The following is a 16,829-nucleotide window of genomic DNA, read 5'->3' as shown; positions in this document are numbered from 1 at the left end:
CCCATGAATTATTTTCCACTTTTTGCTGATTTAACCGGTCGCCCGGTACTTGTTGTCGGCGGTGGTTCGGTGGCTGCTCGTAAAGTAGGGTTGTTACTCAAAGCGAATGCGCAAGTCCGTATTGTTGCTCGCCAATTAAATGAGGAATTAAGCGAACTTGAACGTCAAAATAAAGTACTATGGATTGCCAAAGAATTTAATGCCGAACAAATGAGAACGGTGATGTTGGTGATCGCGGCAACAAATGATGAGATATTAAATCATCGTATTTTCCATTTAGCCGAAAGCCAACATAAATTAGTCAATGTGGTGGATGATCAGCCCCACTGCAGTTTTATTTTTCCTTCTATTATTGATCGTAGTCCGATCCAAATTGCGATTTCGAGTGGTGGCAAGGCGCCAGTATTAGCCCGTTTATTACGTGAGAAACTGGAAGCATTATTGCCACAACATTTAGGCAAAATCGCTGAGATTTCTGGTAAGTGGCGTGATCAAGTAAAAGCAAAATTGGCATCGGTCACTGAACGTCGCCGTTTTTGGGAAAAAATGTTTAGTGGACGTTTTGCCAATCTCATAAAAAATCAACAGCAAGCGCAAGCTGAACAAGAATTAGCTGAACAGCTAGAAAGTAACTATCAAGGTGGCTTTGTCTCTTTAGTTGGTGCCGGTCCTGGAGATGCGGGGTTACTAACCCTTAACGGTTTACAGGAAATCCAACAAGCCGATGTGGTGCTTTACGATGCTTTGGTTTCAGATGAGATTCTTTCTTTAATTCGCCGTGATGCAGAACGTATTTTTGTGGGAAAACGTGCCAATGGTCGTTCTGTCGCACAAGAGGAAACCAACCAATTGTTATTAACCCTTGCCCAACAAGGCAAGCGAGTAGTGCGCTTAAAAGGTGGTGATCCTTTCGTTTTTGGACGCGGTGGCGAAGAATTAGAAGTATTAGCTCAACATCAAATTCCATTTTCGGTTGTACCCGGCATTACAGCAGGTATTGGTGCAACAGCCTATGCAGGCATTCCATTAACTCACCGTGATTATGCACAAAGTGCTATTTTTGTGACCGGTCATCGTAAAGCCGATGCGTCTGATATTGAATGGCAAACCTTAGCAAGAAGTCATCAAACCTTAGTCATTTATATGGGGACGTTAAAAGCGCAAGTCATTGCTGAACGTTTACAACAATATGGTCGCGCTGCGAATACGCCTGTTGCGATTATCAGCCAAGGTACTCAACTTACTCAAAAAACAGCGATTGGCACTCTTGCAAATTTAGCTGAATTAGCTGAAAAAGCAGAGACCCCAGCCTTAATTGTGGTGGGTGAAGTGGTGAAATTACACGAACAATTAGCGTGGTTTGGCGAAGAAAAACAACGTCAAAAACAACCGCACTTTACCTTAGAAAGTTTAACCATCAGTCAAGTGGCATAAGGAGTGGATGATGAGTTTATTTAAACCGACTTTTTGGCAAATTCCACTTGTTAGCCTTAATGTACAAGATCGTTTGGCAGAAAAAACAGCTACATTGAAGCAACGTTTACATCAAATAGTTGATAGCCATCACGATGCACGCTTTGCCAGCAGTTTAGCCGTAGAAGATATGGTCATTACCGATGTCATTGCGCGTGAAAACTTAGATATTGGTATTTTTACTTTAGATACCGGTTTACTTCATCAAGATACGTTAAATTTATTAGACAACCTTGAGAAAGTCTATCCACATCTTCAAATAGAACGCTTTCAGCCGATTGCTGATGAAGTGACTCGCTACGAGGAAGAAAAAGGGAAATTTGCTTTTTATGAAAACGTGGAATTACGTCGCGAGTGTTGCCATATCCGTAAAATCGAACCCTTAAATCGCGCCATTCAAGGTGCAGATGCATGGCTGACCGGACAACGTCGAGAACAATCGGCTACACGTACTGCGCTCCCTTTTGCTGAGCAAGATCAGTCTCGTGGTATTGATAAATACAATCCTATTTTTGATTGGTCAGAAACAGATGTGTGGGCTTATATCTTAGCGAACAATGTGCCTTATAACGATCTTTACCATCAAGGTTTTCCAAGCATTGGCTGTGAACCTTGTACCCGCCAAGTTAAACAGGGCGAAGATATTCGCGCCGGCCGCTGGTGGTGGGAGAGTAAAGATAGTAAGGAATGTGGATTACATAAGTAGAAAAATATAGGAAGCAAAACATGACAAAAACTGAACTCAACAACCAACATCTAGACTGGCTCGAGGCGGAGTCGATTCATATTATTCGTGAAGTCGTTGCGGAATGTGAAAACCCGGCGTTGCTTTTTTCCGGTGGAAAGGATTCGGTGGTATTGCTGGCATTAGCTCGTAAAGCATTCCAGTTAGGTGATCGTCCGGTACATTTGCCGTTTCCATTGGTGCATATTGATACCGGCCATAACTATCCAGAAGTGATCCAATTTCGAGATGAACAAGTGGCAAAACTTAACGCGCGCTTAGTCGTTGGGCATGTGGAAGATTCCATTGCCAAAGGCACGGTGGTATTACGCAAAGAAACGGATTCGCGTAATGCGGCACAGGCGGTCACTTTATTAGAAACCATTGCAGAGAATGGATTTGATGCCTTGATGGGCGGTGCACGTCGTGATGAGGAAAAAGCTCGTGCTAAAGAACGAATTTTCTCGTTCCGTGATGAGTTCGGTCAATGGGATCCTAAGGCACAACGTCCGGAATTATGGTCTTTGTACAATGCTAAATTGCATAAAGGCGAAAATATGCGAGTGTTTCCGATTTCCAACTGGACGGAATTAGACATTTGGCAATATATCGCTCGTGAGAATTTGGAATTGCCTCCGATCTATTACAGCCATAAACGCGAAGTTGTACGTCGAAAAGGTTTATTAGTGCCAGTGACACCATTAACCCCTAAATTGCCGAATGAAGTCAGCGAAGTATTAGATGTTCGTTTCCGCACCGTGGGTGATATTAGCTGTACCTGTCCGGTAGCGAGCATTGCATCAACACCATTAGAAATTATTGAAGAAACCGCGATTGCCGACATTTCCGAACGTAGTGCTACCCGTCTAGACGACCAAGCCAGCGAAGCCGCCATGGAAAAACGGAAAAAAGAAGGGTATTTCTAGTATTTCTACTTTCTTGCTTGTGCAAGAAAGTAGCAAAGAACACACCCCAATTAAATCGCTCCTCTTCACTTTGTTTCAATTTTCTTAACGAAAAATTTGTAAACTCGCTACGCTCAAACAGTACAAATTTTTCTAAAAATTGAAAGTCGTTCAGGCGATTTATATGGGGCATTATTCAAAGATGATGAAATACAAAAGAATAATTAACAGAATATAAGGAAGAAATATGACACAACATTCAACTCCACTTCGTTTTATTACTGCCGGTAGTGTAGATGACGGGAAAAGTACCTTAATCGGCCGTTTACTTTACGATAGCAAAGCGTTATTAACCGACCAAATTAAAACCCTTAACGCAGGAAAAGAGAAAGGTAATAAAGCAGCCATTGATTTTTCTATTTTGACAGATGGTTTGGAAGCAGAACGTGAACAGGGCATTACCATTGATGTGGCGTATCGCTATTTCTCTACGGCAAAACGTAAATTCATCATCGCCGATACCCCAGGACATGAGCAATACACACGTAACATGGTGACAGGAGCTAGTACGGCATCTGCTGCAATCGTCTTAATTGATGCTTCTCAGCTGAATTTTGATGAAAAACCGTTACAACTCTTACCACAAACTAAACGTCATTCAGCGATTTTACGTCAATTAAATTGCCCGCACATTTTAGTGGCAGTAAACAAAATGGATTTGTTGGATTACAGCGAAGAAAAATTCAATGCCATTGTGGAGGCGTATCGTCAATTGGCGGCACAACTTGGTTTAAAAGATATACATTTTGTACCGGTATCTGCATTGCTTGGCGATAACCTAGTATATGCAAGTGAAAGCACCCCTTGGTATCAAGGCGAACCTTTACTCACCATTTTAGAAAATTTACCAAGTGTAGATGAAGTGAGCCATTCTAATGCTGATTTTTATTTCCCCGTGCAATTAGTGGTGCGTCAGGATGCGGATAAAGCCGATGATTTCCGCGGTTATCAAGGGCGAATTGAGCGCGGTTCCGTGCAACTGGGACAGGCTATTCGAATTGAACCGAATGGATTAACCGCTAAAGTGACCGAGATTATTACGCCAAAAGGTGAAGTGACACAGGTGGTGGCCGGGGAAGTGATTACCTTACGTTTAGATCGCGACATTGATATTTCTCGTGGTGATTTATTTGTAGATGAAAGTTCACCACTTACACCACAAAAGCAACTTGAAGCCACAATTTGTTGGTTTGATGAACGCCCACTAAATACTGCCCGTAAATATTTACTTAAACATGGTACGCAAACCGTATTTGCCAAAATCAGTGAAATTGAAAGCGTGTTAAACGTTCATACACTCGAACAAGAAAGTGGTACTGCAGCCTTAAAGATGAATGATATTGCTCGAGTGCGTTTAAGTTTACAGAAACCGATTGTTGCCACAACTTATGAAGAAAATATTGCTGGTGGTGCCTTTATTTTAGTTGATGAAGCAACTTATAACACAGTAGCAGCCGGTATGATTCTCTAACTCGCGCTTTCTTTAATATGTGAATTTACTGATATAACTCATTTTCTTGTGGGGAAACTTATGCAACACAACAATCCATTACCAACAGAAATACTAAATCTCTTACCAACGCTAACGCCTCTTCAATTGGCATGGCTTTCCGGTTATGCATGGTCGCAAGCTTCCGGTGTAGAACAACAGATAGCAGGGCAACATTTGACAGCAAATTTGACCGCACTTTCGGCAGAGCCTTTTTCAATTACTGTGCTTTCAGGCTCACAAACCGGCAATGCTAAATCGGTGGCGGATAAAGTTGCCGCAGAGCTTACTGAAGCCGGTATTGCCGTGAAACGTGTCGCTTTAAAAGATTACAAAGCGAAAAACATTGCGGATGAAAAATGCTTGCTTTTAGTGATTTCCACGCAAGGTGAAGGCGAGCCACCAGAAGAAGGCGTGGTATTGCATAAGTTATTAAACGGTAAAAAAGCACCAAAACTCACCGAACTGCAATTTGCTGTGTTGGGGTTAGGGGATAGTTCTTATCCAAATTTCTGCCAAGCAGGCAAGGATTTTGATCAGCGTTTTGCCGAATTAGGCGCGACGCGTTTATTTGAGCGAGTGGATGCAGATTTAGATTACAGTGCAACCGCGGAACAATGGATCCGAGATATTGTGGCTATTGTAAAAGAAAAGGCTGCACAGGCTTCACCGGTTGTGCAAAGTATTGCTACAGCTACAACCGCACCGGTAGTCAAGAAAAGCCAATACAATAAAGCCAATCCATTTCCTGCAACGTTAATCACTAACCAGAAAATTACCGGCCGTCAGTCGGATAAAGATGTACGTCATTTAGAATTTGATTTAGCAGGTTCGGATCTTCATTACCAAGCGGGGGATGCACTCGGTGTATGGTTTGACAATGATCCTAAGTTAGTCGATGAAATTTTATCGCTCGCACAGATTGATCCTACTACAGAAGTGACAATTGAGGGAAAAGCGCAAACTATTTCGACCGCACTTTTATCGCATTTAGAGCTGGCTCAAAACACGCCGGCTTTTGTGAAAGGCTATGCAGCCTTGGCGCATAACGAACAGTTAAACGATTTGGTTGCGGATAATCAAGCATTGCAAGAATTGGTTCAACGCACACCGATTGTGGATGTGTTACATAAATTTCCTGCAAAATTAACCGCGGAACAACTGGTTTCATTATTGCGTCCTTTAACGCCTCGTTTGTATTCCATTTCATCTTCTCCAGCAGAGGTTGGGGAAGAAGTGCATCTAACTGTTGGCGTGGTACGTTTTGAACATGAAGGTAGAGCACGCAGCGGCGCAGCTTCAAGCTTTTTAGCGGATCGCGTAGAAGAAGATGGTGCTGTGCGTGTATTTGTAGAGCATAACGATAATTTTCGTCTGCCAAATGACACGACTAAGCCAATTATTATGGTGGGTTCCGGTACCGGCGTGGCACCATTCCGTGCCTTTATGCAGCAACGCGTAGCCGATGAGGCAAATGGTAAAAACTGGCTGATTTTTGGTAATCCGCATTTTGCCAGCGATTTCCTTTATCAAACCGAATGGCAACAATTTGCCAAAGAGGGCTTCTTGCATAAATACGATTTTGCTTGGTCACGCGATCAAGAGAAGAAGATCTATGTGCAAGATAAAATTCGTGAAAATTCGACCGCTCTTTGGCAATGGTTACAAGAGGGTGCTTATTTTTATGTGTGTGGTGATGCAGCAAAAATGGCAAAAGATGTGGAGCAAGCATTACTCGAAGTCATTGCTAAAGAAGGCAATTTAAGTCCGGATGAAGCAGAAGATTATTTAAATGAACTGCGTGAAGAAAAACGTTATCAACGCGATGTGTACTAGATTTGTGGGGTGAAAAAATGACAGAGCAAAACAAACAAAAAGGCTTGGAATGGCAAGAGAAACCGCTTTCTGACAATGAACGCTTAAAAACCGACAGTAACTTTTTACGCGGTACGATTTTAGATGATTTAGAAGATTCCTTAACCGGTGGTTTCCGTGGGGATAACTTTCAATTAATCCGTTTTCACGGTATGTATGAACAAGACGATCGTGATATTCGTGCCGAACGTGCAGAGGAAAAACTCGAACCGTTGAAATTTATGCTGTTACGTTGCCGTTTACCGGGTGGAATTATCAAACCATTCCAATGGATTGAATTGGATAAATTCGCCCGTGAACATAGTTATTATCGTTCGATTCGTTTAACCAATCGTCAAACTTTCCAATATCACGGAGTGCCGAAAAGCCAATTACAAACCATGCATCGTTTATTGCATAGTTTGGGATTAGACTCCATTGCAACGGCTTCAGATATGAATCGTAATGTGTTATGTACTTCTAATCCAATTGAATCAAAACTACACCAGCAGGCATATGAATATGCCAAGAAAATTTCCGAGCATCTATTACCGCGCACACGAGGATATTTAGATGTATGGATTGATGGTAAGAAAGTTCAAAGTAGTGATGATTTTTTACAGGAAGAACCGATTCTCGGTAAAACTTATTTGCCACGAAAATTCAAAACTGCCGTGGTGATTCCACCCCTCAATGATGTGGATTGTTACGGGAATGACTTAGATTTTGTCGCCATTGCAGACGAGAACGGCAATTTGGTTGGCTTTAATGTCTTGGCTGGCGGTGGTTTATCCCTTGAACATGGCAACACCAAAACCTATCCGCATATTTCCCTTGAACTGGGTTATGTGCCGTTGGAATATACCTTAAAAGCAGCGGAAGCCGTGGTGACAACCCAACGGGATTTTGGTAATCGTAGCGATCGTAAAAATGCACGTAGCCGTTATACCATTCAAAACATGGGATTAGATAATTTCCGCGCCGAAGTAGAACGCCGAATGGGCATTCCATTTAAACCGATTCGTCCGTTTAAATTTACCGAACGTGGCGATCGTATTGGTTGGGTAAAAGGCATTGATAACAACTGGCACTTGACCCTGTTTATCGAAAGCGGTCGTTTGGTGGATAACGATGAGAAAAAATTACTGAGTGGTGTGTTGGAAATTGCCAAAATTCATAAGGGCGATTTTCGTATCACCGCCAACCAAAATCTGATCGTGGCAAATGTAGCGGAAGAGGATAAAGCACAAATTGAGCAAATTGCGCGTGATTATGGTTTGATTCGTGATGATGTGAGTAAATTACGAGAAAACTCAATGTCCTGCGTTTCTTTCCCTACTTGTCCATTGGCGATGGCGGAATCAGAGCGAATTCTTCCAAGCTTTATTGATGAACTGGATAAAGTGATGGCGAAACATCATGTGGCTGATGATTATATCGTTACCCGTATTACCGGTTGTCCAAATGGTTGTGGTCGTGCGATGTTGGCGGAAATCGGTTTGGTGGGCAAAGCAATTGGTCGTTACAATTTGCACATCGGTGGGGATCGTGAAGGTGTGCGAATCCCACGTCTTTACAAAGAAAATATCACGATTCCGGAAATTATCAGTGAACTTGATACTCTGATTGGCCGCTGGGCAAATGAGCGTCATGCAAACGAAGGTTTTGGTGATTTCACCATTCGTACCGGCATTATCAAGCCGGTGGTGAATGCACCAGTTGATTTCTGGGATGACTCAAAAGTGATTATTCAATCAGCGGCTTAATGTACAAAAGTGCGGTCGATTTTGACCGCACTTTTAGTTGAGATAATAAAAAACCTTAGGTTTTAGCCTAAGGTTTTGATTTTTTAGCAAGCATTATTTTTTCTCTTCACATTTGTTGATATCGCTACATTTGCCGTAGAGATATAAACTGTGTGCTTTTAATTTGATGCCATGTTGTTCACTGATTTCTTTTTGACGTTGTTCAATGATGTTATCAGTAAACTCAAATACTTTGCCACAATCTTCACAGATAATGTGATCGTGGTGTTCTGTTGGCGCAAGCTCAAAAACAGATTTGTTGCCTTCAAAATTATGGCGAATCAAGATATGCGCTTCATCAAATTGGTTAAGCACGCGATATACGGTTGCAAGGCCAATATCACTGCCTTGCTCTAACAAGATTTTATATACTTCTTCAGCTGAGAAATGTTCATGTTTATGCTCTTGCATTAATGCAAGGATAGTGAGCCGAGGTTCAGTAATTTTTAATCCTGCTTTTTTGAGTAATTTGATGTTTTCTTCAGACATAATGTTCCCTTAAATTTGCTAAATTAGAGATGGTTAAGCTAATTCTGCTAAACACATTTCATCGTAGATTTGTTTTGTCCATTTCTCTACGCGTTCTGCAGTAAGTTCAGGTTGACGATCTTCATCAATACATAAACCGATAAAGTTTCCATCATCTAACAATGCCTTTGATGATTCAAAGGTGTAACCGTCCGTTGGCCAATTCCCTACAATAATCGCACCGCGTGGTTCAACGATATCTCGTACTGTACCGATCGCATCACAGAAATAATCTGCGTAGTCTTCCTGATCGCCACAGCCAAAGATACCGACTAATTTGTCAGTAAAATCAATTTCTTCTAAGGTTGGGAAAAAATCATCCCAGTCAGCTTGTGCTTCACCGTAATACCAAGTTGGAATACCGAAAAGTAAAAAATCATAACTTTCGATATCTTCTTTAGAGCTTTTTGCAATGTCACGAATATCAACGAGTTCGTTGCCTAATTGCTTTTGAATCATTTTTGCAATGTTTTCTGTATTACCTGTGTCACTACCGTAAAATAAACCGACAACTGCCATTGTTCTTTCCTTTTGAAATAAAATTAGGTGAGTAGAAAAAAAGATGAGGGATCAAAGCCCCACAATTTGTGCGAACTATAACATAAATGAATTCTCATTTGAATAGAATAATTCTCATTTAAAACGATTAATTCTTATTTAGAAACCTATCAATAGCACGTATCACAAAATCAGGTTTTTCGGCATGAACCCAGTGCCCACAACCATTGATGGTGAAGGAGGTCGCATTCGGGAATTGTTTTAGAATGGTTTCGGTATATTCAGGTTTAATATAAGATGAAAGCCCACCTTTGATGAAGAGTGTAGGCGTATTAGCATAAACTTCCTGCCAATCCATCAGTTCCGCATAATGCTCAAAAAGTGCGGTCAAATTGAAACGAAAATATTCACTTGAAGTCGGCTCAAAAGATTTCAACATAAATTGTACCACACTCGGATCGGCAATTTCAGTTTCTAAAATAGGCTTAGCTTGTTGACGAGTTTGTGGCTGCGCTTTTTTCACGGCAAACAAACCACGGAACACATCATCATGTCCAGCACTGCTATTTGCGACAGGGGCAATATCAATAACAACTAATTTTTCCACGCGTTGTGGTTGAAGAGCGGTCATTTTCATGGCCGTTTTTCCACCCATTGAATGACCAATTAAGATAACCTTATCTAATTGAAGATGATCGATAAGTTGCCATACATCATCAGCCATGACATCGTAATTCATTGTTTCTGAATGAAAACTATGCCCATGATTACGTAAATCTACGCGCAAAATATTATAGTTATCGCTAAATGCACGCGCGATGACACCAAGATTATTCATATCGCCAAACAAGCCATGAATGAAAACTAAAGTAGGCGAATTAATTGATTGTTTTGTTTGGTGAAATTGATGGTTTAATAATTGGGAAGATGACATATATTTTGCGTGAGAATTTGGTTAGAAATCGTTATAATGGACGAAAATTTTAGCAAACGGAGAGAAAAAAATGAAGATAATTGAAGTCGATGAAGAATTATATCAATACATTGCGGCGCAAACTCAATCTATTGGAGAAAGTGCGTCTGATATTCTTCGCCGTTTGTTGAATTTACCCACTCACGCAACAAGCTCGGTTGATTTCTTTGAATCAGTCGCGTCAGCTGAAACGCCAAAAAGTGCGGTGCATTCAGAACCTGTTTTAACGGAAAAAACAACCGAAGCATCACAACCAAAAGTTGAGCCTGTCGAACCACCAAAAGCAGTGAAAAAACAATCAGATGAAGCAATTAATCACATTGTTGATAAAGTTCGAGCGTTATTGAATTCGACAGAATTTAAAGAAGAGCCAAAAGCAGTTGTGCGTTTTTTAAGTATATTACGTACGCTTTATCGTACCAATCCAGAAAGCTTTGCACAGGCAACCGAAAGCTTGCAAGGCCGTACTCGCGTGTATTTTGCTCGTGATGAAGGGACGTTGCTTGTGGCAGGTAATCATACTAAACCAAAACAAATTCCAGATACACCATATTGGGTGATTACCAATACCAATAGTGGCCGTAAAATGTTGATGTTAGAAGGGGCGATGCAGTCTATGCATTTGCCAGAATATTTAATCGACGAAGTTCGACCTTATTTCGTTAGCAACTAATTCGATGCAAAAATTCCCTTGGCAAGCATTTGCCCAAAATTCAGCGTATGCAAATCAGGTCGCGTTGCAAAATTCGCAGGGCGATCCTTTTACTTGGGCAGAACTTGCTGAGAAAATTAATCAGGTGGAAGCCTTTCTTTTACAACAAGGTGTGACAGCGCAAAGTGCGGTTGCTTTTTGTGGTAAAAATTCAGAACAGATCTTATTTCTTTATTTAGCCGTTATTCAGCTAGGCGCAAAAATTTTAGGTATCAACCCTGCATTTCCTCAAGAAAAAAGAGAAGAATTGTGCCAAGTGTATGGGGTGAATTTTTGTTATCAAACCGAAGATATTCATTATTTATCTGTTAAAGCATTACCCGAACATAACGCTGACTTTACAAAAGCGGCAACGATGACATTAACATCGGGCTCGACTGGTTTGCCTAAAGCAGTGGTGCATAATGTGTCTGCTCATTTAGCTAATGCAGAAGGCGTTTGTGCCTTAATGAATTTTGGCAAAGATCAATCATGGCTACTTTCTTTGCCGCTTTATCATGTTTCCGGACAAGGCATTGTGTGGCGCTGGCTTTACGTAGGTGCAACCTTAGTTTTACCGAAAGAAGATTTTTATCAATCTATTGGTGAGGTTTCCCATGTTTCTCTCGTGCCAACGCAATTACAGCGTTGGTTTGATTATTTGGTAGAACATCGACAACCTATCCAAACTCAAGCGGTATTATTGGGTGGTACACAAATCCCCGTAAAATTAACCCAAGCGTTAAGTGAATTAGGGATTCGCAGTTATTCAGGTTATGGTATGACCGAAATGGCTTCTACCGCATTCGCTAAACAATCGGATGGAAAAATAGGTGTGGGGCAGCCTTTGCTTGGTCGAGAGTTCAAGTTAGTGAATGAAGAAGTTTGGCTAAAAGGTGCGGGACTTGCCATGGGATATTGGCGAGATGGGTGTGTTGACCCGCTAACTAATGCTGAAGGTTGGTTTCAAACCAAAGATAAAGGCCAATGGCTCGATAACGAATTAGTCATTCAAGGCCGATTGGATAATATGTTTATTTCTGGCGGTGAAAATATTCAGCCGGAAGAAATTGAAAAAGTGATTGCACAATCAGATTTAGTGAAGCAAGTCTTTGTTTTGCCTAAATATGATGAGGAATTTGGCCATCGTCCTGTCGCGATTGTTGAATTTCATACATCCTTTAATGAAAGTGCGGTTGAATCTCTCAACGTTTTTTTACAAGGGCGATTGGAACGATTTAAGCAACCCGTTGCCTACTATGAACTCCCGCAGGATTTAATCCAAGGGGCAATAAAGATTTCTCGCAAAGCACTCGCCGATTGGCTGTCGCAACAATAGGAAAGTTAGTTTAATGAAAAAAATCTCTCGTGTTTTGACCGCACTTGGTCTTTCATTTGTTTTTACTCTGGCGCTTTCTCAGCCTGTTTGGGCAGAGAATAATAATGCGGATTTACCGACGGAAAAAACACTAAAAAGTGAATTAGCCGAGGCACAAAAATTACCAGATGGTGATGAAAAAACAAATAACGTCGCGACAATCCAGGCTTCGCTTGATTTCTTGCAACAAATTCAAACACAGCAAAAAAATAATAACGATTTGCAAGATACGCTTATTGATGCAGATTCTGAAATTCAGAAGAATAGTGCTGATCTTCAAAATCTTAAAAAACAGCTAAGTACGCCAAGTAACACCGATTATGCTTCACAAAGTTTAGCCAATCTACAGGCTCAGGTTGAGAAACTGACTAATCAACAACAAGATGCGCAATCTGCCTTAAGTGCGGTGAATACACAACTAGCAGGGCAGAGCTCAGTGTCTGAACGTGCTCAAACAGCCTTAACAGACAATGTTAAACGTACGCAAGAATTGAATCAGAAATTAGCTGATCCAACGACAAGTGCACTGTTAAAACAACAAATTCAGCTGGAATTGCAACTGATTGAGCTAAAAAATATCTATAATCAAGTGCTATTAAAAAATAGCGATCAATTGACAGTGCTTTATCAAAGCCGATATGAACTATTAAATACTCGTGTTCAAGCATTGCAGCAACAAATTGCAGCCATTCAAGAAGCGATTAATCAAAAGAATTTGGCTAAAACACAAAACCAAGTTGAGCAAGCACAGCAACAAAGCCAAAGCATTGAGCAAAATCCGCTGATCCAGAAAGAGTTAGATTTAAATTCGCAACTTAGCCAATATTTACTTGAGCAAACAGAGAAAACCAATACATTAACGCAAGATGAACTACGCATGCGAAATGTCTTGGATAACTTAACGCAGACACAACGTACCATTGATGAGCAAATCAGTGCGTTACAAGGCACGTTGGTACTTTCTCGCATTATTCAGCAACAAAAACAAAAATTACCGACCAATTTAAATATTCAAGGTCTTTCAAAACAAATTGCAGATTTACGTGTACAGATCTTTGATATCACGCAAAAACGTAATGAGCTTTATGATATTGATGCCTACATCAGTAAAATAGAGCAGGATGAAAACAAATCGTTTACACCGGCGGAAAAAGCACAATTAACGAATTTATTGACAGAACGTCGAAAAGTGGCTTCTGATTTGATTAAGTCATTGAATAATCAGTTAAATTTGGCGATTTCCTTAGAGTTAACCCAACAACAGATTACTCAAATCAGTGATCAAATTCAGTCTAAACTCGATCAACAAAGTTTCTGGGTAAAAAGTAATAATCCAATTAATTTAGATTGGATCAAAAAACTGCCAATGTCACTCAAGGCACAACTTGATGGTATTGGAAAGAAAATCGGCTTCCCAACAAACTTTGATAATTTGCCGTATTTACTCACTTATGTCTTTATTTTGTTTGTGATTGGTGGGTTGATTTTCAAATTTAAAGAATCGATTAAACAACGTTTGAGCGTGATTAATGGCGAAATAAATACGCTTCGTTCGGATAGCCAATGGCATACACCACTTGCGTTATTTTATACTGCACTTTTATCTTTATCAGGTACCCTTTGGTTCTTAGCGGCTTGCCAACTTTTAGGCTTTTTCTTCGTGAAAAATCCACAAGAGTTTTGGGAGTGGTCGCTCAGTATGGCGGGCTATTGGTGGTTCTTTAGCTTTATTTTAGCTATTCTTCGTCCGAATGGTATTTTAGTGCGCCACTTTGGTTTTGCTAAAGAGAGTGCAGCTAGCCTACAAGATGTCACGAAACGTATTATTGTTTCTGTTGTGTTATTACTAAATACATCAATTTTCAGTAATGTCATGGATACCGGCTTAGCCAATGACATCCTCGGCGAAATTAATACGATTGTTGCTTTGCTTTTCTGTATTGTGATTATTGCACCACGTTTTGTTCGTACAGAAAAATCCTTGAGTTCAACGACAACAGATAAGCGTGATAGAACCATTTTCAAGATCGTGCGAATCTTATTGCAATTGGTACCTGTTGTTTTAATTGCGTTAATTGCTTTAGGGTATTACTACACCGCCTTAAATTTAATTACACATATTATTAATACTTATATTGCATGGGTTGTGTGGTCGTTGGTGCGTCATACAATTTATCGTGGTGTCACAGTAGCATCAAGACGTTTAGCTTATCGTCGTTTACAAGAGAAACGCCAGCAAAAACAACCGGATTCAAATGATGCTTCAGCCTCTGATGATGTGGTCGTGATTACCGAACAAGAAGAGGGATTAGCCTTAAATGAAGTACGTAGCCAGTTACTACGCTTTGCCGATCTCTTTATTTGGACCGCACTTTTTGCCATCTTCTATTATGTATGGTCAGATTTAGTTACAGTTGTAAGTTATTTGCGTGATATTACTTTGTGGCAACAAACCTCAACGACTGAAGCAGGCGTGGTGACAGAAACGATTTCACTCTTTAACTTGATTGTTGCGTTAATCATTGTTGTGATTACCTATATTTTAGTGCGTAACATTCAAGGTATTTTAGAAATATTGCTCTTCTCGCGAGTGAAACTTTCGCAAGGTACGCCTTATACCATTACAACATTATTAACCTATATCTTGGTTGCAGTGGGTGGCGCATGGGCATTTTCAACGCTCGGAATGTCATGGTCTAAATTACAGTGGTTATTTGCCGCTCTTTCCGTTGGTCTCGGTTTTGGTATGCAGGAAATTTTTGCGAACTTTGTTTCCGGTATCATTTTATTATTTGAACGTCCAATTCGTGTGGGCGATACCGTAACCATCAATGATGTAACGGGTACGGTGGCAAAAATCCGTATTCGCGCTATTACCATGATTGATCCGGATCGAAAAGAAGTAATTGTGCCAAATAAATCTTTTGTTACTGGACAAGTGACTAACTGGGCATTATCTAATACCGTTACTCGTTTAGTGGTGTCAGTTGGCGTGGCTTATGGATCAGATTTAGAACTGGTGAAACGTTTATTATTACAAGCTGCAAATGAGCAACCAAACATCTTAAAAGATCCAGAACCAAGAGCGCTATTTTTAACCTTTGGTGCGAGTACCTTAGATCACGAACTACGTGTTTATGTTGGGCAAGTGTCTGAGCGAAATGATACGCTTGATGCACTCAATCGCCGTGTGAATGAGTTATTTGCAGAAAATAATATTGATATTGCATTCAATCAATTAGATATCTTTATTAAGAATAAAGATACTGGCGAAGAAATTCCATTTATTGATGTGGCGAAATTAGCCAAAAATCATTAATTAAAGAGAGAAAATATGGCAGGGAATACTATCGGACAACTTTTTCGTGTGACGACCTTTGGAGAGTCTCACGGTATTGCATTAGGCTGTATCGTAGATGGCGTACCGCCGAATCTTGAATTATCGGAAGCCGATATTCAACCAGATTTAGATCGTCGTAAACCGGGTACATCACGCTATACCACACCGCGTCGTGAAGACGATGAAGTGCAGATTTTATCAGGGGTATTTGAGGGTAAAACAACGGGTACCAGCATTGGAATGATCATTAAAAATGGTGATCAACGTTCACAAGATTATGGCGATATCAAAGATCGTTTCCGTCCAGGGCATGCAGATTTTACCTATCAACAAAAATACGGTATTCGTGATTATCGCGGTGGTGGTCGTTCTTCTGCACGAGAAACCGCCATGCGTGTTGCTGCGGGTGCGATTGCAAAGAAATATTTACGTGAGCAGTTTGGCATTGAAGTGCGTGGTTTTTTAAGCCAAATCGGCGAAGTGAAGATTGCGCCACAAACTGTCGGCAAAATTGATTGGGATAAAGTGAATAGCAATCCATTTTTCTGTCCAGATGAAAGTGCGATCGAAAAATTTGATGAATTAATCCGTGAATTGAAAAAAGAAGGGGATTCGATTGGCGCTAAACTAACGGTGATTGCAGAAAATGTCCCTGTTGGCTTAGGTGAGCCTGTTTTTGATCGACTTGATGCAGATTTAGCCCATGCTTTAATGGGGATTAATGCCGTTAAAGGTGTAGAAATTGGCGATGGTTTTGCCGTAGTTGAACAGCGTGGAAGTGAACATCGTGATGAAATGACACCAAATGGTTTTGAAAGCAACCATGCTGGCGGTATTTTAGGGGGCATTAGCTCTGGTCAGCCAATTATTGCGACCATTGCACTAAAACCAACATCCAGTATAACCATTCCAGGACGCTCGATTAATTTAGAAGGTGATCCTGTCGAAGTGGTGACAAAAGGCCGTCATGATCCTTGTGTCGGTATCCGAGCAGTCCCTATTGCAGAGGCAATGGTCGCGATTGTGTTACTCGACCATTTATTGCGTTTTAAGGCGCAATGCAGATAACTCTTTTAAATTAAGTTTATTTTCTCTTTTATTGAAGATAAGG

General features: G+C 40.7%; 13 protein-coding genes. 10 read left to right on the top strand and 3 right to left on the bottom strand.

From position 1 onward, the window contains the following. Window positions 1–3 precede the first annotated feature (3 nt). From cysG to cysI, 6 genes are all read left to right on the top strand, one after another. Window positions 4–1,434 (top strand): siroheme synthase CysG, encoded by a 1,431-nt coding sequence (cysG, locus tag DPV81_RS01995; protein ID WP_111386490.1) that lies wholly within the window; start codon window positions 4–6, stop codon window positions 1,432–1,434. Window positions 1,435–1,444: 10 nt separating this feature from the next. Next, complete coding sequence (locus tag DPV81_RS01990) at window positions 1,445–2,179, top strand: phosphoadenylyl-sulfate reductase (RefSeq protein ID WP_111386489.1); 735 nt, start codon at window positions 1,445–1,447, stop codon at window positions 2,177–2,179. Between the two features lie 20 nt (window positions 2,180–2,199). Next, window positions 2,200–3,123 (top strand): sulfate adenylyltransferase subunit CysD, encoded by a 924-nt coding sequence (gene cysD / locus DPV81_RS01985; protein ID WP_111386487.1) that lies wholly within the window; start codon window positions 2,200–2,202, stop codon window positions 3,121–3,123. A gap of 226 nt (window positions 3,124–3,349) precedes the next feature. Further along, the gene (gene cysN, locus DPV81_RS01980) at window positions 3,350–4,633 is read left to right on the top strand and encodes a sulfate adenylyltransferase subunit CysN (RefSeq protein ID WP_111386485.1); all 1,284 of its coding nucleotides are present in this window, start codon (window positions 3,350–3,352) and stop codon (window positions 4,631–4,633) included. 60 nt (window positions 4,634–4,693) lie between these two features. Next, window positions 4,694–6,487 (top strand): assimilatory sulfite reductase (NADPH) flavoprotein subunit, encoded by a 1,794-nt coding sequence (locus DPV81_RS01975; RefSeq protein ID WP_111386484.1) that lies wholly within the window; start codon window positions 4,694–4,696, stop codon window positions 6,485–6,487. 17 nt (window positions 6,488–6,504) lie between these two features. Beyond that, a complete protein-coding gene (gene cysI / locus DPV81_RS01970; RefSeq protein ID WP_111386482.1) occupies window positions 6,505–8,271 on the top strand; it encodes an assimilatory sulfite reductase (NADPH) hemoprotein subunit in 1,767 nt (588 codons plus the stop codon). 93 nt (window positions 8,272–8,364) lie between these two features. On the opposite strand, the gene fur is transcribed toward cysI, so the two are convergent. From fur to DPV81_RS01955, 3 genes are all read right to left on the bottom strand, one after another. Next, window positions 8,365–8,799, bottom strand: a complete 435-nt coding sequence (fur, locus tag DPV81_RS01965; RefSeq protein WP_049366031.1) for a ferric iron uptake transcriptional regulator — start codon at window positions 8,797–8,799, stop codon at window positions 8,365–8,367. Between the two features lie 33 nt (window positions 8,800–8,832). Further along, window positions 8,833–9,357, bottom strand: a complete 525-nt coding sequence (fldA, locus tag DPV81_RS01960) for a flavodoxin FldA (protein ID WP_070775543.1) — start codon at window positions 9,355–9,357, stop codon at window positions 8,833–8,835. 127 nt (window positions 9,358–9,484) lie between these two features. Then, on the bottom strand, window positions 9,485–10,270 hold the full coding sequence (locus tag DPV81_RS01955) for an alpha/beta fold hydrolase (protein ID WP_111386480.1): 786 nt from the start codon (window positions 10,268–10,270) through the stop codon (window positions 9,485–9,487). A 70-nt stretch (window positions 10,271–10,340) separates the two neighbouring features. Between DPV81_RS01955 and seqA the strand changes: the two genes are divergently transcribed. Genes seqA through aroC form a run of 4 tightly spaced genes read left to right on the top strand, consistent with a single transcriptional unit; the run spans window position 10,341 to window position 16,786 of the window. Beyond that, window positions 10,341–10,982 (top strand): replication initiation negative regulator SeqA, encoded by a 642-nt coding sequence (gene seqA, locus DPV81_RS01950; protein ID WP_111327025.1) that lies wholly within the window; start codon window positions 10,341–10,343, stop codon window positions 10,980–10,982. A 4-nt stretch (window positions 10,983–10,986) separates the two neighbouring features. Beyond that, entirely contained in the window at window positions 10,987–12,339 is a 1,353-nt protein-coding gene (menE, locus tag DPV81_RS01945) for an o-succinylbenzoate--CoA ligase (protein WP_111386479.1), read from the top strand. A 13-nt stretch (window positions 12,340–12,352) separates the two neighbouring features. Beyond that, window positions 12,353–15,697, top strand: coding sequence for a mechanosensitive channel MscK (gene mscK / locus DPV81_RS01940; protein WP_049374009.1), 3,345 nt, complete (start codon window positions 12,353–12,355; stop codon window positions 15,695–15,697). 15 nt (window positions 15,698–15,712) lie between these two features. Then, entirely contained in the window at window positions 15,713–16,786 is a 1,074-nt protein-coding gene (gene aroC, locus DPV81_RS01935) for a chorismate synthase (protein WP_111386477.1), read from the top strand. The last annotated feature ends 43 nt before the right edge of the window (window positions 16,787–16,829 follow it).

Origin of the sequence: Haemophilus parainfluenzae, assembly GCF_003252795.1 — a bacterium.
Taxonomy (GTDB): domain Bacteria; phylum Pseudomonadota; class Gammaproteobacteria; order Enterobacterales; family Pasteurellaceae; genus Haemophilus_D; species Haemophilus_D parainfluenzae_K.
The sequence above is the reverse complement of the archived record's forward strand: the minus strand, read 5'-3'. Positions and strand labels throughout refer to the sequence as shown.